The 20555-nt window shown below is 70.6% G+C and carries 19 protein-coding genes; 8 read left to right on the top strand and 11 right to left on the bottom strand.

The features are described from left to right. Positions 1-257: 257 nt before the first annotated feature. Both ACWED2_RS19045 and ACWED2_RS19050 read right to left on the bottom strand, forming a co-directional pair. Entirely contained in the window at positions 258-2003 is a 1746-nt protein-coding gene (locus ACWED2_RS19045) for an ABC transporter ATP-binding protein (RefSeq protein WP_449691806.1), read from the bottom strand. After that, the gene (locus tag ACWED2_RS19050; protein WP_449691807.1) at positions 2000-3634 is read right to left on the bottom strand and encodes an ABC transporter ATP-binding protein; all 1635 of its coding nucleotides are present in this window, start codon (positions 3632-3634) and stop codon (positions 2000-2002) included. Before ACWED2_RS19050 ends, ACWED2_RS19045 begins: the two co-directional genes overlap by 4 nt. Before the next feature lie 402 nt (positions 3635-4036). Here ACWED2_RS19050 and purL point away from each other — a divergent pair, with 402 nt between their 5' ends. Beyond that, on the top strand, positions 4037-6343 hold the full coding sequence (purL, locus tag ACWED2_RS19055; protein WP_449691808.1) for a phosphoribosylformylglycinamidine synthase subunit PurL: 2307 nt from the start codon (positions 4037-4039) through the stop codon (positions 6341-6343). Positions 6344-6512: 169 nt separating this feature from the next. Here the strand turns inward: purL and ACWED2_RS19060 are convergent, their stop codons facing one another. The 5 genes from ACWED2_RS19060 to ACWED2_RS19080 all read right to left on the bottom strand — a co-directional run bounded on the left by ACWED2_RS19060 (position 6513) and on the right by ACWED2_RS19080 (position 11392). Continuing rightward, positions 6513-7616, bottom strand: a complete 1104-nt coding sequence (locus tag ACWED2_RS19060; RefSeq protein WP_449691809.1) for a pentapeptide repeat-containing protein — start codon at positions 7614-7616, stop codon at positions 6513-6515. Between the two features lie 4 nt (positions 7617-7620). Next, the gene (locus ACWED2_RS19065) at positions 7621-8544 is read right to left on the bottom strand and encodes a hypothetical protein (RefSeq protein WP_449691810.1); all 924 of its coding nucleotides are present in this window, start codon (positions 8542-8544) and stop codon (positions 7621-7623) included. 176 nt (positions 8545-8720) lie between these two features. Beyond that, positions 8721-9590, bottom strand: coding sequence for a lysozyme (locus tag ACWED2_RS19070; protein ID WP_449691811.1), 870 nt, complete (start codon positions 9588-9590; stop codon positions 8721-8723). A 192-nt stretch (positions 9591-9782) separates the two neighbouring features. Further along, positions 9783-10583 (bottom strand): lysozyme, encoded by an 801-nt coding sequence (locus tag ACWED2_RS19075; RefSeq protein ID WP_449691812.1) that lies wholly within the window; start codon positions 10581-10583, stop codon positions 9783-9785. Positions 10584-10687: 104 nt separating this feature from the next. Beyond that, positions 10688-11392 (bottom strand): type VII secretion system-associated protein, encoded by a 705-nt coding sequence (locus ACWED2_RS19080; RefSeq protein WP_449691952.1) that lies wholly within the window; start codon positions 11390-11392, stop codon positions 10688-10690. Between the two features lie 56 nt (positions 11393-11448). Here ACWED2_RS19080 and ACWED2_RS19085 point away from each other — a divergent pair, with 56 nt between their 5' ends. After that, positions 11449-11829 carry a sterol carrier family protein gene (locus tag ACWED2_RS19085; protein ID WP_449691813.1) on the top strand — a complete coding sequence of 127 codons (381 nt, stop codon included), beginning with the start codon at positions 11449-11451 and terminating at the stop codon, positions 11827-11829. 31 nt (positions 11830-11860) lie between these two features. Here the strand turns inward: ACWED2_RS19085 and ACWED2_RS19090 are convergent, their stop codons facing one another. Continuing rightward, positions 11861-12658, bottom strand: a complete 798-nt coding sequence (locus tag ACWED2_RS19090; protein ID WP_449691814.1) for an SAM-dependent methyltransferase — start codon at positions 12656-12658, stop codon at positions 11861-11863. Positions 12659-12858: 200 nt separating this feature from the next. On the opposite strand from ACWED2_RS19090, the gene ACWED2_RS19095 reads away from it, so the two are divergent. The 6 genes from ACWED2_RS19095 (at position 12859) to arfB (ending at position 17748) form a co-directional block, all read left to right on the top strand. Beyond that, complete coding sequence (locus ACWED2_RS19095; protein ID WP_378190535.1) at positions 12859-13737, top strand: helix-turn-helix domain-containing protein; 879 nt, start codon at positions 12859-12861, stop codon at positions 13735-13737. Between the two features lie 263 nt (positions 13738-14000). Beyond that, entirely contained in the window at positions 14001-14240 is a 240-nt protein-coding gene (locus ACWED2_RS19100; RefSeq protein ID WP_013230745.1) for a DUF397 domain-containing protein, read from the top strand. Further along, positions 14227-14532, top strand: coding sequence for a hypothetical protein (locus ACWED2_RS19105; protein WP_449691815.1), 306 nt, complete (start codon positions 14227-14229; stop codon positions 14530-14532). Before ACWED2_RS19100 ends, ACWED2_RS19105 begins: the two co-directional genes overlap by 14 nt. Positions 14533-14648: 116 nt before the next feature. Beyond that, positions 14649-16184: an amidophosphoribosyltransferase gene (purF, locus tag ACWED2_RS19110; RefSeq protein WP_449691816.1), complete on the top strand. Its 1536-nt coding sequence runs from the start codon at positions 14649-14651 to the stop codon at positions 16182-16184. 28 nt (positions 16185-16212) lie between these two features. After that, positions 16213-17283 (top strand): phosphoribosylformylglycinamidine cyclo-ligase, encoded by a 1071-nt coding sequence (gene purM / locus ACWED2_RS19115; RefSeq protein ID WP_449691817.1) that lies wholly within the window; start codon positions 16213-16215, stop codon positions 17281-17283. A gap of 48 nt (positions 17284-17331) precedes the next feature. Then, positions 17332-17748: an alternative ribosome rescue aminoacyl-tRNA hydrolase ArfB gene (gene arfB / locus ACWED2_RS19120; RefSeq protein ID WP_449681964.1), complete on the top strand. Its 417-nt coding sequence runs from the start codon at positions 17332-17334 to the stop codon at positions 17746-17748. Here arfB and ACWED2_RS19125 read toward each other — a convergent pair. From ACWED2_RS19125 to ACWED2_RS19135, 3 genes are all read right to left on the bottom strand, one after another. After that, entirely contained in the window at positions 17745-18494 is a 750-nt protein-coding gene (locus tag ACWED2_RS19125; RefSeq protein ID WP_449691818.1) for a GNAT family N-acetyltransferase, read from the bottom strand. The genes arfB and ACWED2_RS19125 overlap by 4 nt on opposite strands. 179 nt (positions 18495-18673) lie before the next feature. Then, the gene (locus ACWED2_RS19130) at positions 18674-19330 is read right to left on the bottom strand and encodes a VanZ family protein (protein ID WP_449691819.1); all 657 of its coding nucleotides are present in this window, start codon (positions 19328-19330) and stop codon (positions 18674-18676) included. A gap of 268 nt (positions 19331-19598) precedes the next feature. Then, positions 19599-20507, bottom strand: coding sequence for a Gfo/Idh/MocA family protein (locus ACWED2_RS19135; protein WP_449691820.1), 909 nt, complete (start codon positions 20505-20507; stop codon positions 19599-19601). Positions 20508-20555 lie beyond the last annotated feature (48 nt).

Genomic DNA, 20555 nt, shown 5'->3' on the forward strand with positions numbered 1-20555 from the left:
GCTGCGTCGCCGGAAGGCGGCGGTTGTACCCTCTCCTGACCAGACAAACCCCCGCCACACCCAGGGGGCGTGCCCAGTTCCAGTCTATCGGTGGTGGGCTGCACAAACGGGTGACGCGGCAAATCTGTGGATAACCGGACCCGATGTGGACAACTCAGTCCAGCCATCGCGTCCCGCGGCGGTCATCACGAACACCGACATGTCACTCCCCGGGTAGAAGGTCATCCACCGGGGAGTGACACATCCGCCACTCCGGACTAACTGGCCGCCGCCACCAGCCGGGCGTACGAGCCGCCCGCCGACAGCAGCTCCTCGTGCGGGCCCAGCTCCGTGATGCGGCCGCCCTCGACCACCGCGACGCGGTCCGCCGCCGCGGCCGTGTGCAGGCGGTGCGCGATCGCGATCACCGTCCGGCCTGCCAGCACGCTGTTCAGAGACCGCTCCAGGTCGCGCGCCGAGCCCGTGTCCAGCAGCGACGTCGCCTCGTCGAGCACCAGCGTGTGCGGGTCCGCCAGCACCACCCGGGCCAGCGCCAGCTGCTGCGCGATCGCCGCCGGCACCGGGTGCTCGCCCGGCCCGAGCTTCGTGTCCAGCCCGGACGGCAGCGTCGCGACCCAGTCCGACGCACCCGCCGACGCCAGGGCCGCTGTCAGCTCCTCGTCCGTCCAGTCACCGCCCTCGCGCCGGGCCGGCAAGGCCAGGTTCTGCCGCAGCGTCCCGGAGAACACGTGGTGCTCCTGGGTCAGCAGCAGCACCTCGCCGCGCAGCACGTCGTCGGCCAGCGCCGAGACGTCCTGGCCGCCGATGCGCACCGAGCCCGCCGACGGCGCCGCGATGCCGGCCAGCAGCCGGCCGAGCGTCGACTTGCCCGCACCCGACGGCCCGACGATCGCCAGCCGTTCGCCGCGCGGGACGCGCAGGTCGATGCCGTGCAGCACCTCGCGGTCGGCGGTGTAGCCGAACCGGACGCCGTGGACGTCGATGTCGCGCCCGCGCGGCACCTCGTCCACCTTCGTCCCGTCTTCGACCGCGACCGACCGGACGCCGAGGATCCGGCGCGCCGCGGCCGCCGCGACCTGCAGGTCCTCCAGCCAGAACAGCGCCTCGTTGAGCGGCGCCGACATCGCCTGGCCGTACAGCAGCATCGTGGTGATCTCGCCGAGCCCGGCCCAGCCGCGCGTGTACGCGAGCAGCCCGAGCGGCAGCATCACCGCCAGCGGCAGCACGTAGCTGATCTCCAGCGACGGCAGCCACCGCAGCTGCAGCGCCCGCATCCGGCGTTCACCGAGGATGCTCTGGTCCAGCGCGTGGTACGCGGCGTCGACCCGCCGCCCGGTCAGTCCGAGCGCCTCGACCGTGCGCGCGCCCTCCGCCGTCTCGTGGACGCTGGTGGTCAGGTCCGACCACCGGTCCAGCATCCACTGCATCACCGACGGGATCCGCCGCTGGTACCAGACGTTCACCGGCACCAGCAGCGGCAGCGCGACCAGCAGGCCCAGCGACAGCAGCGGCGACGTCACCACCATCGCGACGACCGTGAACACCACGGTCACGGCCGCGACCAGGATCTCCGGCGCCGCGAACCGCGCCGCGTGGTCGATCCGGCCCAGGTCGGTGGTGGCCCGGCTGAGCAGGTCGCCCGTCCCGGCCGCTTCGACCGTGCCGAGCGGCAGCTGCAATGCCGTCCCGACGAACTCCTCGCGGGTCTCGGCCAGCACCAGCTCGCCGAACACCGCGCCGCGCATCCGCGCGACCTTCCGCGCCAGCGCCTGCAGCACGAGGATGACGACGAACGCCGCCGCCAGCACGTCGACGTGCCCGGTCGTGGTGCCGGCCGCGACGTCGTCGACGAGCGCGCCGAGCAGCTGAGGCCCGGCCAGCCCGATCAGCGTGGCCACGGCCAGCGAGCCCAGCAGCAGGCCGAACGCGCGCTTGTGGCGCACCGCCGTCTTGAGCGCCCAGCGCCGGACGTCCCGCCGGGACGCCGTGGGAAGCCGTTTCACACCGTCACCCCCCTTGCCGTGAAGACTTCGTCGGCCACGTGTGTCCACAAGGGACTTTGACTGAACACGACTGTCGTCTTGCCCCGCCGCAGCTCGGCGACGCGCTCGGTGATGCGTGCCTCCGTGTGCGCGTCGACCGCCGACGTCGGCTCGTCGAGCACCAGGACGTCGGCGTCGGTCGCCAGCGCGCGGGCCAGGTTCAGCCGCTGCCGCTGGCCACCGGACACCTCGCGCCCGCGCTCGCCGATCACCTCGTCGACGCCGTTGGGCAGCGCCTCGATGATGTCGTCGGCGTCGGCCGCGTACAGCGCTTCGGTGATGCTGACGCCGCCCGGCCGCGCCGGCGCGAGCTGCTCGCGCAGCACGCCCGAGAACCAGATGTCCTGGTTGTGCGCGTAGACGATCCGCCGCCGCAGCTCCGCGAGCGCGACGTGGTCCGCGCGGACCCCGCCGACCAGCACCTCTTCACCCTCGGCCGGGTCCGCGAACCGGGCCAGCCGATCGGCCACCGCTTCGCCGGCGGCGCCGAAGTCGACGACCGTCAGGCGGCCGGGCGCGACCCGGACCCCGGACTCGGTGTCCACCAGCTCCAACGGCCCTTCGGGCAGCGGCACCGGTGTCTCCGGGTCCGCCAGCTTCGGGCGGATCGCCAGCAGCGCGACGACCTTCCGCGCGGCGACCAGGCCGGACGTGATCGAGCCGACGGCCTCCGTCGCCGCGGTGACCGGCCAGATCAGGAACGCGGAAACGCCGTAGAACGCCACCAGCTGCCCGAGCCCGATCTCGCCGGCCACGGCCAGCCGCGCGCCCAGCCAGGTGATCACCACGGTGACCAGGCCGGGCAGCGCGATCTCCGCCGCGGCCAGCCAGGCCTCGGCCCGGCCGACTTCGATGCCGGCCCGCCGCACCCGCTGGCTGGTGTCCCGGAAGCGGGCGAAGAACCGCCGCTCGCCGCCGATGCCGCGCAGGATCCGCAGGCCGGACACGATGTCCGCGCCGAGCGCGTTGACGTCCCCGCGCTTCTCCCGCTGCGTGGACTTGCGCTTCTGCAGCGGCGCGAGCAGCGGCCCGATGCCGAGCACCGCGAGCGGCACGCCGACCAGCGCGACCACGCCGAGCAGCGGCGAGGTCGAGATCAGCCACACCGCGACCACGACGAACGCCAGCAGCGAGCCGAACGTCCGCCCGGTCATCTCGACGGTGTTGCCGATGTGGTTGATGTCCGTCGTGCTGACGGCGACGAGGTTCCCGGTGGTCGTCTGCTCCCGCAGGGTGGCGCCGACACGCGTGGTGTGTGCCGACACGGCGCGTTGCGTCGAGCCCGCGCCGTGCAGCCACATGCCGTAGTTGAGGAAGTGCAGCCAGGTCCCGGACAGCGTCTGCGCGACGCCGAGCGCCGCCGCCACGAGCGCCCAGCGCCCCACGGCGGCGCCGTCGTGCGCGCCGACGGCGCTGATGCCCTGGCCGATCACCAGCGGCATCAGCGCACCGGGCAGTGCCCAGACGACGCCGATCGCGGCCGCGCTCAGCACCGTGCCGAGCCGCGCCCGGAACACGGCGAGCAGGAACCGGCTCGCGGTCGGCCGCGCGGGCAGCCGCAGCGGCGGGAAGGGATACGTGGCGGAAAGCACGATTCCCGACGGTAAGCCGACCACCAGCGGAAGGCGACCGATTTTCCGCCGCGCGCACCTCGCCGTTGACCCCGCCCCCGCTCGGGGGACCCCCGATTTCAACGTTACTCGCGAGCACCGACAAAACCGGCCTCGCGAACCGGGGTTGTCCCCAGGGAGCACCAAAGCGCCGGAGTTGTCCACAGGGCCCGCTGGGGGACCCCCGGTTTCAACGCTACTCGCGGGCACCGACAATTCCGGCCCCGCGCCCGAGCCGCGCCCCGAGTTGTCCCCAAGGCAGGCCCAGTGGGGATCGGGCACCCGGCCGTCCTCGATGTCGCCTCGGTCACACCCGCCGCGGGCCGTCCGGATTGGGCGGCCCACCGTCCGGGGCACCGGCGGGCGGCACGTATCCTGACGGCCGTGGCGAACCCTGACACGGACACCGTGACCAGCACCGTTGACACCACCGAGCGCGCCGGGGCGACCCCGGACCACACCCAGCCCTATCGCGAGCTCGGGCTCGCCGACGACGAGTACGCCCGCATCCGGGAGATCCTCGGCCGCCGGCCCACCGACGCGGAGCTGGCGATGTACTCGGTCATGTGGAGCGAGCACTGCTCGTACAAGTCGTCGAAGAAGCACCTGCGCTACTTCGGGGAGACCGCCACCGACGAGATGAAGGCCAAGATGCTGGCCGGCATCGGCGAGAACGCGGGCGTCGTCGACATCGGCGAGGGCTGGGCCGTCACCTTCAAGGTGGAGAGCCACAACCACCCGTCCTATGTGGAGCCGTACCAGGGCGCCGCGACCGGCGTCGGCGGCATCGTCCGCGACATCATGGCGATGGGCGCGCGGCCCCTCGCGGTCGCCGACGCGCTGCGCTTCGGCCCCGCCGACGCCTCCGACACCAAGCGCGTGCTGCCCGGCGTGGTCGCCGGCGTCGGCGGCTACGGAAACTGCCTCGGCCTGCCGAACATCGGCGGCGAGCTGGTGTTCGACCCGTCCTACTCGGGCAACCCGCTGGTGAACGCGCTGTGCGTCGGCGCCATGCGCGTCGAAGACCTGCACCTGGCGTTCGCGTCCGGCACCGGCAACAAGATCATCCTGTTCGGCGCGCGCACCGGCCTCGACGGCATCGGCGGCGTTTCCGTCCTGGCGAGTGACACCTTTTCGGGTGACGAGTCGGCGTCGGGTCGCAAGAAGCTGCCGAGTGTCCAGGTGGGCGACCCGTTCACCGAAAAGGTGCTCATCGAGTGCTGCCTCGAGCTGTTCGCGCAGAAGCTCGTCGTCGGCATCCAGGACCTCGGCGGCGCCGGGCTGTCCTGTGCGACGTCGGAGCTGGCCGCGGCCGGCGACGGCGGCATGCACATCTACCTCGACCGGGTTCCGTTGCGCGCCAAGGGAATGACCCCGGCGGAGGTGCTCTCCAGCGAGTCGCAGGAGCGCATGTGCGCGGTCGTCGCGCCGGAGAACGTCGAGGCGTTCATGGCGGTCTGCCGCAAGTGGGACGTCATCGCCACCGACATCGGCGAGGTCACCGACGGCGAGCACCTGGTCATCACCTGGCACGACGAGGTCGTCGTCGACGTCCCGGCGCACACGGTGGCCCACCAGGGACCGGTGTATGACCGGCCGATCGAGCGTCCGTCCACTCAGGACGCCCTGATCGCGGACACGTCGGCGAAGCTCCCGCGTCCGTCCACTCCGGACGAACTGCGCGCGGACGTGTTGCGCCTCATCGCTTCGCCCAACCAGGCCTCCAAGGAATGGGTGACCTCGCAGTACGACCGCTACGTGCGCGGGAATTCCGTGCTGGCCCAGCCGTCGGACTCCGGCATGATCCGGATCGACGAGTCGACCGGCCGCGGGGTTTCGGTGGCGACGGACTGCAACAGCAAGTTCGTCTACCTCGACCCGTACCGCGGCGCGCAGCTGGCGCTGGCGGAGGCGTACCGCAACGTGGCGACGGGCGGCGCGACGCCGGTCGCGGTGTCGGACTGCCTGAACTTCGGCGCTCCCACCGACCCGGGTGTGATGTGGCAGTTCGAGCAGGCGGTGCACGGCCTGGCGGACGGCTGCGTCGAGCTCGGTATCCCGGTGACGGGCGGCAACGTGAGCTTCTTCAACCAGACGGGCTCGACGGCGATCCTCCCGACCCCGGTGATCGGCGTCCTCGGCGTGATCGACGACGTGACCCGCCGCATCCCGACCGGCATCGGCGCGGAGGCGGGCGAAACCCTGCTGCTGCTGGGCGAAACGCACGACGAGCTGGACGGCTCGGCGTGGGCCCGCGAGCTGCACGGCCACCTCGGCGGCGTGCCCCCGCGCGTGGACCTGGCCCGCGAGAAGCTGCTGGGCGAGATCCTGGTGGCGGGTTCCCGCGACGGCATGATCTCGGCGGCCCACGACCTCTCGGACGGCGGCCTGATCCAGACCCTGGTCGAGACCGTCCTCATCGGACAGTGCGGGGCCCGCGTGTTCCTGGACGCGGACCAGGAGCCGTTCGTGCAGCTGTTCTCGGAGTCGGCGGGCCGCGTGCTGGTGGCGGTCCCGCGCACGGAGGAGCTGAGGTTTACGGAGATGTGCACGGCGCGCGGCCTCCCGTGGCGCAAGACCGGCGTGGTCGACCCGGAGTCGGGAACGCTGGAGCTGCAGGGCATCACCGAATTCACGCTCGACGAGCTGCGCGAGGCCTGGGAAGGCACCCTTCCGGCCCTGTTCAACTGACCCGAACCGCGACCTGTCCACATCCCGGCAGGGATGTGGACAGGTCGGGGATCTCCGGGCTCTTTCGAGGGTTTTGTCGCAGGTGGCCGATAGACTGGACTTGGGGACGCCCCCCTAGGGAGGGCGGGGGCCGCCTGGGCGCTCCGGAGCCGAGCCGGGCGGCAGGCGCTCAGCCCGCCTTGGCGACGATCCGCAGCTCCCCGTTGCGAAGTTCCTCAGTATCCCAAACGGCGGGTAGCTGCAAATCCTTCTCCGCCCGCACCAGCGTGTTGTACAGCGAAACCGACTCCGGCAGCACCCCGAACCGCAGGTCGGTCTGCCCCCGGAAGCAGGCGTGCCGGAGATCAAGAGACCCCGTCACCTTCACTCCGGTGAAGAGCGCGTCGTTGGCAAATCGCGCGTCCTTGAACGTGGTCGGTCCGGCGAACGTCGTGTCCGTGAAATCGGTGAGCTCGGCGAAGTGGGTCCCGCTGAACCAAGCGTGACTCTCGAAGACGGCGCCCCGACAACGGAAGTACCCGATCAGCCTGCCTACGTCGGTGCCCGCCGCCGTGAAGTACACCTTGCCCGTGAACCGGCAGCCGCTCAGGTTGGTGCTGCTGTGCAGGGCTGCGTACCGGAGCAACATCCCCCCGATCCGACACCCCGAGAAATCCAGGTACTCGACGACCGCGCCGGTGAGGTCCAGGTAATAGTCCACGGCGCCCGGCGCATCGGCCGGCGGGAGCAGATCCTTGATGAGGCGCTGTGCGGTGAGGCGTACCTGCAGTTCCTGCTCCTGTTCGGGCGTACCCCGGGTGCCATCGCGTTCCTTGCGATCGAGCGCCTTGTCGTATCGCGGGTGCACGAACGGCCGCCGCAGGTATGAGCACAGCACGTCCAGCACCGTCTGCGTGTAGTCCGGCCGGCTCCGCGCCAACCCCGCCAGCGCGTGCAGCGCCCCCACCCGCACCTGGTCGGCCGCGTGCCCGAGCAGCTCGACCGCCTTCGCGAACCGCTCGTCCGCCACCCGCTCGCGGTCCTGTTCCGCGCGCTGCGCCTCGAGTTCGTGCCGACGGCGCTCGATGTCCTGACGGCGCTCCTCGACCCGGCGGCGGCGGTCGTTGAGCCACAGCGCGTACAGCGCCACGATCGCGCCGCCCGCCAGGCCGCCCGTCTTCAGCGCGTCACTGCGGCTGGTGGCGGGGTCGGTCAGCAGCCAGCCGCCGACCCCGAGCAGCAGCACCACCGACGCGAGGAACGTCCACGCCAGCGGCGATCGCCACAGCTTCACCGGCTCAGGACACCAGCATCGTGCTGACGCAGAAGCCCTTTTTGTCGAAGTTCGTGGCGCTCAGCGTGCCCTTGACCGGCTTGCCGGCGGACGTCCCGGTGACCTCGCCCTCGACCAGGTACTTGTCGGCGGGCACGTCGCCGAGCTGCAGCTGCAGCGGCGGCTTGAGGAACGTCTCGAGCCACGAGCTGAGCAGCTGCTTCGAGTCGGCGCAGCCCAGGGCGACGGCGCCGTTGTTGTCGCCCGCGTTCAGCTTGTCGATGAAGCCCTGCAGCACGGCCTTCGCGTCCGAGGCGCCGCCCCCGCCGTCGGTCGGCGGCTGCGAGGCCGACGCCGTCGGCTTCTTGGACGTCGGCTTCGACGGGGACGGCTTGCCCGACGTGCTCGACGACGGGGCCGCGGCCGTGTTGGTGTCGTCCTTCGAGAGGAAGAACCCTGGTGCGACGAAGCCCGTAATGCCCAAGGCCGCGAGCACGACGACCACGGTCGCGCCGATCGCGATCCACATCCCGGTCTTGCTCTTCTTCGGCGGCGCGGGCGGCCCGCCGAAGCCCTGCGAGTAGCCGCCGGTCGCCGGGTCCCAGCCGGAGACCTGGCCGGCCGCGTTCGGGTCCCAGGCCTGCTGGCCGTACTGCTGCGCGTTCGGGTCCGCCCAGGCCGACTGCTGCTGTTGCTGCTGGGCGTACGGGTCGCCCCACGCCGGCTGCGGGTTGGCCGGGAAACCGCCCGACGCCGGCGGGTAGCCCTGCTGCTGCTGGCTCGGGTCCCAGCCCTGCGGGTACTGCTGCGTCGGGTACGGCTGTTGCTGCTGGTTGGGGTCCCACCCGCCCTGCTGCGGGAAGCCGCCGGACGGTGGCTGGCCGTACGGGTTGGGCTGGCCGTACGGGTCGGGCTGGCCGGGCTGGCCCGGCTGAGGCGGGTAGGTCATCTGTCCATGCCTTCCGGGCGCTGGGTGTTCGTGCGCTTCCGACGTCCGGCGGGCATGTGCGGTTCCCCCAGGACGTGGCTGCAGCAATTCTGCAAGCTCGGACGGTACGGCATGAAACCGGCTCCCGGTCGTGATGACGCGAAACCTTCACGACCGGGAGCCGGGCAGGGGGTGGATCAGCCGTTGGCGAGGGCCTGGAGCCGGTCGTAGGCACCGTTGAAGGTGTCCTGGTCGAGCGGGCTCGAGGTGTACTGCCAAACGGTGTAGAAGCCCCAGTTGTAGGGCAGGGTGCCGACCGACGACGCGTACCGCGCGACCCACAGCGGGGCCGTGCTGGAGAAGTCACCGCTCACGCAGCTGCCCCACCAGCTCGTCGACGTGTAGATCACCGGCCAGCGCCCGGTCAGGGAGTGGTAGGTGTCGTGGAAGTCGAGGATCCACGACGTCATCCCCGCCTTGCTCAGGCCGTAGCAGGTCGCGCCGTACGGGTTGTACTCCATGTCCAGCGCCCCGGGCAGCGTCCTGCCGTCCTTCGACCAGCCGCCGCCGTGGGCGACGAAGTAGCGGGCCTGCGCCGCGCCGCTCGAGGTGTTCGGCGTGGCGAAGTGGTAGGCGCCGCGGATGAAGCCCTGGTTGTAGGAGCCGTTGTACTGCTGGGCGAAGTACGGGTTGGTGTAGTTGGTGCTCTCCGTGGCCTTGGTCCAGACGAACCGCTTGCCTTGGTTCCACCAGTTCGCCCAGTCGACGTTGCCCTGGTAGCTGGCGACGTCCATGCCGGCCACCGTCGCCAGCACCTGGCCGGGGACGGCCTGGCCGGGCTGCGGCTGCTGCGCCGACTTCTGCGTGTCCGGAGTCGACTTGTCGCCTTCGACGCGCCTGATCTGCGAGCCCAGCTCGTGGTTGTGCTGTGCGATGTCCGCGTTGATCGCGGCCACGGGGTCTACTTCGGGGGAGAAGGTCGTCGCCTGCGCCGTGCTGCCGAGCAGGAGCAGCGTGGCCGGGACGACCAGAGCAGCGAACAGCCGCCCTCTTCGGGATGTGGACATCGTTGAATCCCTTCACGGATACCCTCGCGATGAGCGGCTAACTGCAGGTAGCCGCCCGAGCACGATTGTTGAGGACGAAGTGGCGTTTGTCACTCAGTTCCGTGAAATTGGGTATACGTGTGGGTGATTTTCCCGGGGAGAAGATCGTTAATTGGTGACGAGTTAACACCTATTATTGGATTGTTGCGCCGTTCAGCCCAGTGCCAGGGCGAGCAGCCGGTCCGCCGGGCCGTTGAACCAGTTCTGGTCCCCGGGCAGGGTGCCGCGGTCGGCGAACTGCCAGATCGTGTGGATGCTCCAGCCGGACGGCAGTTCGCCGATGAACGAGTTGTAGCGCGCGATCCAGAGCGGGTTGGCGCCGAACCCGCCGTTGTTCGCGGTGCACCGCTTCCACCAGCTCGTCGATGTGTAGATCGTCGGGAACCGGCCGGTCGCCGCGCGGTAGGTGTCAGAGAAGGCGCGGATCCAGGCGACCATGCCCGCCGCGTCCTTGCCGTAACACGTTTCGCCGTACGGGTTGTACTCCGCGTCGAGCGCGCCGGGGAGGGTCTTGCCGTCGGCCGACCAGCCGCCGCCGTGCGCCAGGAAGTACCGCGCCTGCGCCGCGCCGTCGGAGATGTCCGGCCGCGCGAAGTGGTAGGCGCCGCGGATCAGCCCGGCCTGGTACGAGCCGTTGTACTGCTGCGCGAACTGCGGGTTGACGAAGCCGGTGCCCTCGGTCGCCTTGACGTAGACGAACTTGGCGCCCGCCCCCGCCGCGCCGGGCCAGTCGACCGGGCCCTGGTGCCCGCTGACGTCGTGCCCGAGCTGCTGGTCGTCAGTACCGTACAGCACGTCCGGGCCTTCGCCGACGCCCTCGACCGCGGCGATCTGCGAACCCGCGTAGTGGTCCTCGGCGCCGGCGTAGCCGTCGGCCGCCTTCGCCGGCGCCTGCCCGGCCACGAGCAGGACGGACGCGAGGACGGCGGCGAAGGGCAGCGAACGTCTTTTCACCCTCTTGCTCCCCACCGATCTCGTGAGACTTCTTCAGCCTCACGATGCACCGGCGTCGCCGGATCGGCGAGTCGATGATCACTCGATAGGGTGGGACCCGCAGGTCAGCGCCGCTCGTCGGCGACGGCCTTCAGCAGGTGCTCCGCCGGCACGACGGCGGTGATGAGGTCGTGGGGGTTGATCGCGACCGGGTGCCCGCCCAACAGGTCGACGATGTCGCGGCCGAGCACGGCCCGCGCGTGCGGCCACTCGCGCGGCACCAGTGACTTGCGGGTGTAGGCGGGCACCATGACGCGGCCGTCGGAGTTGTGGAAGCCGATGACGGTCCGCTGCACCGGCGACATCGCGTACACGAACAGCGTCGCGTCGAGGACGACCTTCGGCAGGTCCGACGGCGGGCGGTGTTCGGTGCGGACGAGCTGCAGCAGGTGCTCGAGGTCGTTCGCCGGATCCGGGAAGCCGAGCGCCTTGGGCGAGGGCCGGTACCGGTCGTTGGGGTGGAAGTCCGCGACGACGTCGCCGGCGCCGTTCACCGGGTACGCGCCGACGACCGCCCACGACGGCACCGGGCCGTTCGGGTCGAAGGCCTCGTCGATGACGTAGAGCCAGCTGTCGGGGTTGGCCCGGGCGTTCGCGCGCATCTCCGCGGTGATCTCGGGCGTGCCGTGTTTGCCGGTGCGCCGCGCCTGCTGGCCTTCGCGCCGCGCGGCCCGGTTGTGCTTGCCGTGCCTGCCGGGGCGATCGGCTCCGCTTCCGGTGGGCTGCTGCGAAACCATCCGATCCGCCTCGTCCCGCTGCGCCATCGTCATCCCCACGTTCTCGGGTGTGCCTGCCAAGTCTTGGTGCGCCACTCTACTGTTTGCCCATGGCCTCTTCGCGTTCGGTCGACCCCGGACAGTTACGTGCGGCGGTGCTGGCGGTTTCCCCGTGGTTGCAGGGCGATGCGCCCGCTCCGGCGCGCCCGGAGCTGGCCGCTGCGGTGCGCCTGTCCCTGCGTGCCCTGGCGGCCGACGCACCGGGCCGGACGGTCGAGGTGCGGGTGCCGCCCTTCGCCGCGGTGCAGTGCGTGGAGGGGCCCCGGCACACCCGGGGCACCCCGCCGAACGTGATCGAGACGGACCCGCGCACGTGGCTCGAACTGGCCACCGGGCAACTGGACTGGACCACGGCGGTGGCCGACGGCCGGGTGTCCGCGTCGGGCTCGCGGGCCGACCTCTCGCACTGGCTCCCGCTGCTGCGCGTCTGAAGGGTGGTGCCGGTGGGGACCGGGACTTGCCCTACGGCTTGCGGCCGATCCCGCCCGCGATGGTCCGCTGGGCCACGTTGAGGTCCTTGAGCCGCGGGCCGTCCGGCCACCAGTCGGCGCACCGGACCACGCCCGGGGGCACCATTTCGAGACCCGGGAACAGGTCCTCGATCTCCTTCTGCGTCCGGAAGGTGCCCGAGCCCATCGGGCTGTGCAGGAAGAAGTCCTCCATGCGGCGGGCCGTCGCGGAGTCCTCGTCCTCCGGGTCGAAGAAGTGCGAGATCGCCACGAACGAGCCCGACGGCAGCGCGTCGACGTACTCCTTCATGATCTCCGCCGGCCGCTCGTGCGGGCCGTTGTAGTGGTGCAGGGTGCCCAGCTGGAGGAACGCGACCGGCTGCGAGAAGTCGATGTGCTGCCGGACGACCTCGTTCTGGAGGATCCGCTCCGGCTCGAAGATGTCCTCGGCGACGAAGTGGGTGTTTTCGTTCTCTTCGAGCAGCGCGCGGCCGTGGGCGAGCACGACCGGGTCGTTGTCGATGTAGACGACCCGGATCTCCGGGTTGATCCGCTGGACGACCTGGTGGGTGTTTTCGGCGGTCGGCAGGCCGGAGCCGCAGTCGAGGAACTGGGTGATGCCGGTCTGGCTGGCGAGGAAGCGGCAGGCGCGGATCAGGAAGCCGCGGTTTTCGAACGCGAGGTCCTGCGCCTCCGGGGCGGCCTTCTGCACCTTGTGCAGGACCTCCCGGTCGATCTCGTAGTTGTCCTTCCCGAGCAGGAAGGCGTCGTACACGCGCGCGATGCTCGCTCGGGTCGGGTCGACCCCCACGGGAACTCGTTCGGTCCGGGTCGCGGCGTCGGGCATCTTGAACCTCGCAAGTTCTGTGTTGTAAGTCTCGTGCCCTACGTACAGTAGGACGACGCGCGCATGGGGTAAACCGGGTCACCCCTTTGCGCAAGAAGGCTTAACGTGTACTTTCGGTAGTCGGGCTAGGACCCCCTGGTGACGTGAGCGCGGAAGGGCCGGGAATGAACGCGGTGAACGCGTCCGCAGGTGAACAGAACATCGGCCCGACGGCGCGCCGCATGATCCTGGGCTCCCAGCTGCGCCGGCTCCGCGAAGAGGCCGGCATCACCCGCCAGCAGGCCGGCTACAACATCCGCGGGTCCGAGTCGAAGATCAGCCGGCTGGAGCTGGGCCGGGTCGGGTTCAAGGAACGCGACGTCACCGACCTGCTGACGATGTACGGCGTCGACGACCCGACGGAGCGCCGGGCGTTCCTCGACATGGTCAAGCAGTCGAACGAGCCAGGCTGGTGGCGGCGCTTCGGCGACACCATGCCGAACTGGTTCACCGACCTCGTCGGCCTCGAAGAAGCCGCCGCGCGGATCCAGATCTGGGAGCCGCTGTACGTGTCGGGCCTGCTGCAGATCGAGCCGTACGCGCGGGCGATCTTCAGCCACGGCCGGTCGGAGATGGCCGACGAGCGGGTCGACCAGCTGGTCGCGCTGCGGATGCGGCGGCAGAAGATGTTCAGCAGGCCGGACGCGCCGCGCGTGTGGATGGTGCTCGACGAGTCGGTGCTGTACCGCCCGATCGGGGGGATGAAGGTCCTCAAGCAGCAGATCGAATACCTGCTCGAGATGAGCGCGCTGCCACACGTGTCGATCCAGGTCCTGCCGTATTCGCGCAGTGGCCTTTCGGCGGAGCACGCGTTTTCGCTGCTGCGGTTCGGCGAACCGGAACTGCCGAACATCGCCTACGTCGAGTACATGACCGGGGCGCACTACATCGAGAAGCGCGAAGAGATCGAGAAGTACAGCCGTGCGCTGGACATGCTGGCGGTCGACGCGGAGACGCCCGAGCGGAGCCGGTCGATGCTCGGGAAGCGCCGCCAAGAGATCTGAAACCCTTGTCCAGCCTCGAGGCGAGGGTGTCAGCGTGCTCCCGCTGATCGGTGACTGCTAGTAGTCGTTAGGCCGAACGGGAATGCGTCTATCACCCGATAGGTTAACTGCGATCTTGCAGTTCTTTACCGTGAGAGAACTTTGCAAGAAATTCTGCACGTGCATTTACCGTTGCAGGCACACGTGCTAGCCTCGGCTACGCGGGCAAATGCACATGCATCTGCATTGCCCGCCTGAAGCTTTCCGCATCGAGAGGTGGGAACATGGCTGAGCGATTCGAGAACGGCATCCCGGCCGATCGGCTGTCCGGTGCCGAGTGGCGCAAGGCGAGCTACAGCGGTGCATACGGCAACTGCGTCGAGGTCGCGCCGCTGTCCAACGGGGAGATCGCGATGCGCAACTCGCGGTTCCCGACCGGTCCGGCCCTCGTGTACACGCGTGCCGAGATGGCGGCCTTCCTGGCGGGCGCGAAGGACGGTGAATTCGACGATGTCCTCGGCTGAGGCCGTCGTCCCCGTCTTCGACATCGAGACCGGACTGCAGGAGCTGGTGGCCCGCGGTTACCAGTTCGTCCACCCCGCCGACGAACGCGGCGAGGTCCTCGCCGTCGTCGGCGTGCGGGTGCACGACGACGTGGTGGACGTGGTCCGGCTCAACGCCGAGGACGACGTCGTGGCGACCAGGATGCCCGGCTCCGAAGAGAACATCTTCGAGCCGGAGCGGTGGCTGTGGCGCCGCTGCGGGGAGGGCGCACAGGTGCTGACGGAGATCCTTTCGTTGCCGGATGCGTGTTGACGTACGGCTTGCGGGCCCCGTCCGAAGTGGTCAGAACCACGCCGGGCGGGGCCTGACGCATGTTCGCACCGTCTACACTGAAATCGGCCTGACCACGTCTTCCCAGGAGCTCCTCGGTGGTTTCCGACCCGCAGCTCGTGTCCGACCAGCCCGAACCGGAACCCCGTGAGGAGTGTGGCGTCTTCGGCGTCTGGGCTCCCGGGGAAGAAGTCGCAAAGCTGACCTACTACGGCCTCTACGCCCTGCAGCACCGCGGGCAGGAGGCCGCCGGCATCTCCGTCTCCGACGGCTCGCAGATCGTGGTCTTCAAGGACCTCGGCCTGGTCAGCCAGGTGTTCGACGAGCAGATCCTGCAGTCGCTGCAGGGCCACATCGCCGTCGGCCACTGCCGGTACTCGACCACCGGCGCGACCATCTGGGAGAACGCCCAGCCGATCTTCCGCACCACCGAGACCGGCAGCGGCCTCTCCTTCGCGCACAACGGCAACCTCGTCAACACCGCCGAGCTGCGGGAACGCACCATCGAAGCGGGCCTCAAGCCGCACGCGGGCCTGACCGGCTCGTCCAGCGACTCCGACCTGATCTGCGGGCTGCTCGCCGCGAACGCCGCCGACAAGGGCATCGAGGCCGCCGCCATGGAGCTGCTGCCCACCCTCAAGGGCGCCTTCTGCCTGGTGTTCTCCGACGAAAACACGCTGTACGCGGCCCGCGACCCGCACGGCGTGCACCCGCTGGTGCTCGGCCGGCTCGAGCGCGGCTGGGTCGTCTCGAGCGAGACGGCGGGCCTCGACATCGTCGGCGCGTCCTTCGTCCGCGAGGTCGAGCCGGGCGAGCTCATCGCGATCGACGCCGAGGGCCTGCGCTCTTCGCGGTTCGCGAACCCGGACCCCAAGGGCTGCGTCTTCGAGTACGTCTACCTCGCCCGCCCCGACACCACGATCGCCGGCCGCGGCGTGCACGCCACCCGCGTCGAGATCGGCCGCCGGCTGGCCAGCGAGCAGCCGGTCGAGGCCGACCTGGTGATGCCGGTGCCGGAGTCCGGGACCCCGGCCGCGATCGGCTACGCGCAGGGTTCGGGCATCCCCTACGGCACCGGCCTGGTGAAGAACGCCTACGTCGGGCGCACGTTCATCCAGCCGTCGCAGACCATCCGCCAGCTCGGCATCCGGCTCAAGCTGAACCCGCTGCGCGACGTCATCCGCGGCAAGCGCCTGGTCGTGGTGGACGACTCGATCGTCCGCGGCAACACCCAGCGCGCGCTCGTCCGGATGCTGCGCGAGGCCGGCGCGCTCGAGGTGCACGTCCGGATCGCGTCACCGCCCGTGCGCTGGCCGTGCTTCTACGGCATCGACTTCGCCTCCCGGGCCGAGCTGGTCGCGAACGGCGTCGACCTCGACGGCATCCGGCGCTCGATCGGCGCCGACTCCCTGGGTTACATTTCCCTGGACGGCCTGGTCGCGGCGGCGGAGCAGCCGAAGTCGCGGCTGTGCACGGCATGCTTCTCCGGCGAGTACCCGATCCCGCTGCCGGAGGACGCGCTGATCGGGAAGCACCTGCTCGAAAGCCTCAGTTCAAAGGATGGCGCGACAGTGTCTTCGCTCCCGGTCAGCCCCGCCGGGTACGGTGCCGAAGACGCCGTCCGGCGTCCCTGAGTTCCTTCCAGTAGGGAGTCCGTCCACCGTGAGCGAGTCCACGAGCGCCACGTACGCCGCCGCCGGGGTCAGCATCGACGCCGGCGACCAAGCCGTCGAGCTGCTCAAGCCGCACGCCGAGCGGGCCACGCGACCCGAGGTCATGGGCGGTGTCGGCGGCTTCGCCGGGCTCTTCTCCCTGAAGCTCGACAAGTGGAAGGAGCCGGTGCTCGCGTCCTCGACCGACGGCGTCGGCACCAAGATCGCGGTCGCGCAGGCGCTGGACAAGCACGACACGGTCGGCATCGACCTGGTCGCCATGGTGGTCGACGACCTGGTCGTGACCGGCGCCGAGCCGCTGTTCCTGCAGGACTACATCGCCGTCGGCAAGGTGCACCCGGAGAAGATCGCCGCGCTGGTCGGCGGCATCGCCGAGGGCTGCGTCCGGGCCGGTTGCGCGCTGCTCGGCGGCGAGACCGCCGAGCACCCGGGCCTGATGGGTGAGCACGACTACGACATGTCGGCCACCGGCGTCGGCGTGGTCGAGGCGTCGCAGCTGCTCTCGCCGGAGAAGGTCCGCCCGGGTGACGTCGTGCTGGCCCTCGGCTCGTCCGGCCTGCACTCGAACGGCTACTCGCTGGCCCGGCACGTGCTGCTGGACATCGCCCGGATGCCGCTCGACGGGTACGTCGAGGAGTTCAGCCGCACCTTGGGCGAGGAGATGCTGGAGCCGACGCGGATCTACGCGAAGGACTGCCTCGCGCTCGCCGCCGAGACCGAGGTCCGGACGTTCGCGCACATCACCGGCGGTGGCCTGGAGGCGAACCTCGCCCGCGTCATGCCGCGCGGCCTGGTCGCCCGGCTCGACCGCGGCACCTGGACGCCGGCGCCGGTGTTCGCGCTGATCGGCCAGCGCGGCAAGGTCGAGCGGGCTGAGCTGGAGAAGACGTTCAACATGGGGGTCGGCATGGTCGCGATCGTCGGCGCCGAGGACGTCGACCGGGCGCTGGCCATGCTCACCGCGCGGCACGTCCCGGCGTGGGTGCTCGGCGACGTCCAGCCCGCCGACGACGTCGACGGCCCGCGCGCGGTCCTCTCGGGTGATCACCCGCGGTTCTGAAACGCCCTTGCTCGTGGCTGTCACACTTGGGGTGTGGCAGCCGAAGACGTGGTGGTCGGCTCCCGGTTCACGATCCCGGGAGCCGAGTTGAGCGAGCGCTTTTCGCGGTCGTCCGGCCCGGGCGGCCAAGGCGTGAACACCACGGACTCGCGGGTGGAGCTGTCCTTCGACGTCGCTTCGTCGCCGTCGATCCCGGAGCACCTGCGTGACCGGGTGCTGACCGGGCTCGGCTCGCGGCTGGTCGACGGCGTCCTGACGATCGCGGCCAGCGAACACCGGTCGCAGCTGCAGAACCGCGAGGCCGCGCGGGGGCGGCTGGCCAACCTGCTGATGGACGCGTCCGCGCCGCCGCCGGCCAAGCGGCGCCCCACGAAGCCGTCCCGCGGTTCGAAGGAGCGCCGCCTGGCGTCGAAGAAGCGCCGGAGCGACGTGAAGAAGGGCCGCTCCGGCCGCTTCGACGACTAACTCGCCAGCGACAGGTGCACGCACTCGCCCGCCGGCCGGTAGCCGACGCGGGCGTAGACGTTGCCGATCCCCAGGTCGCCCGGGGTGAGGAACGCCGTGTGCGCGCCGGCCTCGTGGACCGCGCGGGTGAGGTGCGCGGTGAGCGCCGCCGCGATCCCGCGGCCGCGGTAAGGCTCGAGCACGGCGATCCCGGCGATCTCGGTGGTGCCGTCGACGATTTCGAGGGCGAGCCCGCCGCCGACGACCACGCCGTCGTCTTCCGCGAGCAGGTGCCGCACGCCGGCTTCGAGACCGGTCTTGAGCTGCTCGATCTCTGCGTCGCCGATTTCCGCGGGTTCGCCGAAGGCCGTGTTCTGCGCTTCCCGCATCCGCCGGAAGTCCTCATCGGACTCCGGCACGCGCAGCCGGATCCCGGCCGGGACCGGCCGGTCGACCCGCTCGGCCGGCGGGCACGTCATCAACGGCACCCGCCGTTCGAGCTCGTACCCGGCTCCGACCAGCAGTTTCTCCAGGTCGGGAGCGACGTCGGTGAAGTACTCCAGCCGCGGGAGCAGGTCCCGCCGCCGGTAGGCCGCGGTGAGCGCGTCGATCTCGGCCGGCGTCGGCCGTGCGCCGTCGTCCGGGATCGCGTAGTTGAGCATCGGGTGGGGCGTGCCCGGCGAGTAGGTGGCGAGGAACGGGCCGACCCGCTCGGTTTCGCGGCCGCGTGGTGCGGTCGCGCGGACATAGTTCTGGATAGCGGACATTGCTGGTTGGAGCCCTTTCGAGAGCACGTCAAGGAACCGCAGCCAACGGGCATGCGGGCAGAACGCTGGGCGCCGGGCCTAGCGAGGGCCGACGCCGGAGACGGCGCCAGGCATAGGCGGTCATTCCTTGAAGTCGAAGTGGCTCTTCCCGGCCATGGTCGCACGGCCGGCAACCGGATTTACTGGCGTTTCGGGTGGGCGATGGCCGCGTAGCGTGCGTCCCACACGGATCTCGGCACCCTCAGCCGGAGCGCCGGGGCTTCGCAGATGGTTCGGCGTGGCAGCGGGATCGCGACCGGGACCGGCGGTGCCGCGTCCAGCGCGCGCCAGCCCCGGCGGCTCAGCGCCGCGCCGAGCGTGGCGCCCGCGGTGTTGAGCAGGACGTCGTCGGCCGACGTCACGCGGCCGGTGTGGATCAGATATTGCGTACCTTCCACCAGCACGGACGCCACCAGCGCGGCCAGCGCGATGCGCGGCAGCGCGCGCAGGCGGCGGATCCGCAGGGGCAGCAGCGCGCCGAGCGGGCAGAGCAGCAGGACGTTGCCGATCACCTGCCAGAGTGACCCGTCACTGCCGAGCGCCGCGACGACGTCGGCGCCCGGCACCAGGTCGAGCGAGCTCTCGCCGGAGCCGCCGACAGGCATCGTGACCAGGCAAAACACCAGAAAGGCGACGAGCAGGGCGGCGCAGTCGACGGCGGCCGTCGCGCTCGCGCGGCGGGCGGCCATTCTCCGGCGGCGCCTCGCCGCGAGCAATGGCCAGCCGAGCAGCGCGTACGGCAGCGCGATGGCCGAAATCGGAATCATCCCCCAGAAGGCGCGCAGCAGAGCTCCCATGCGCCTCCCTTCTCGAACCCCTCAAGACCTTCAGTGCGCATTGCGAACGACCCCTTGCAAGATCACCTTCGCATCACGAGATCGACTCGGCATTCCGAGCGGACCGCACTATTCGGTGATCTTTCCGCTGGCGCCGGTTATCCGATCATGGTTTGGTCAGGAGGCACACTGTCCACAGTGGAGGCTGTGGACAACCCTGTGGATGAATTCCGGGGAAAACTCGGAAAGCGTTGTGCTGCAACGAAAAGACGTGAAGCCGGCCTGTGTACTACTTCGCGGCCAGTGCGCGCGCCTGCTCGAGCAGCCGCTGCAGGTGGAGGCCGCGCCGAACGTCGCAGGGGTGGGTCGTCGTGCTGCTCGCGATCATCGCGGCGAAATCGTCCAGCAGTGCGGTGTAGGACTCCTGCGCCGAGCCCGGTTTGCGCCCGAGTGTCCGGTAACCGTGCCGGCCCCAGACGGCGACCTCGACGACGGTCGGCTGCACCGGCAGCCGCAGCGAGAGCGTGGCCGTGCTGATCACGCCGCCGTCGTGCGCGAGCATCAGGTGCCAGAGGTCGCCGGGGCTCTGCCGGGCCGCCACGACCTCGGTGATCGGGCCGAGCGCGGCGTCGAGCAGGTCGAGGGCGTGCGGGCCGATGTCGGACAGCGCGCCGCCGTCGTCCTGCCGCCACTCCGAGGCGGCGTACTGGCCGCCGAGCAGCGCGCCGGACAGCCAGCGCGCCCCGCCGCCCGTCCAGCCGCCCGCCTGGGCGAGGCCGGCGAGCCACTCCTGCGTCTGCGCCGAGTAGCGCAGGGTCAGCACCACGAGTGCGGCCACGTCGGCGGACGCGACCGCGTCGGCCAGCCGCTGCGCACCGGCGAGGTCGGCGGCGATCGGCTTCTCCAGGATCAGGTGCTTCCCGGCCTCGGCCGCGCGCACGCCCAGCTCGGCCTGGATCGACGGCGGGACGGCGAACGCGACCGCGTCCACCTGCTCGAACAGCTCCTCGACGCTGCCGGCGGCGGTTGCGCAGTGCGTCTCCGCAAGCGTTTGCGCCGCTTCGGGCCGCCGGGCCCAGACCGCGGTCAGCGCGGTGCCGGGGTGATCCGCCAGTCCGGGTGCGTGGATCGTCGTCGCCCACGGGCCGGCGCCGATCAGGCCGACGCGCAGCTGTCCGTCCGCGATGAGCTGTCCCACGGCCCGCAGTCTAGGTGTGGTCCGTGTCGCTCCGGAACCGCGTCCGGG

Source organism: Amycolatopsis sp. NPDC005003, from assembly GCF_053600695.1.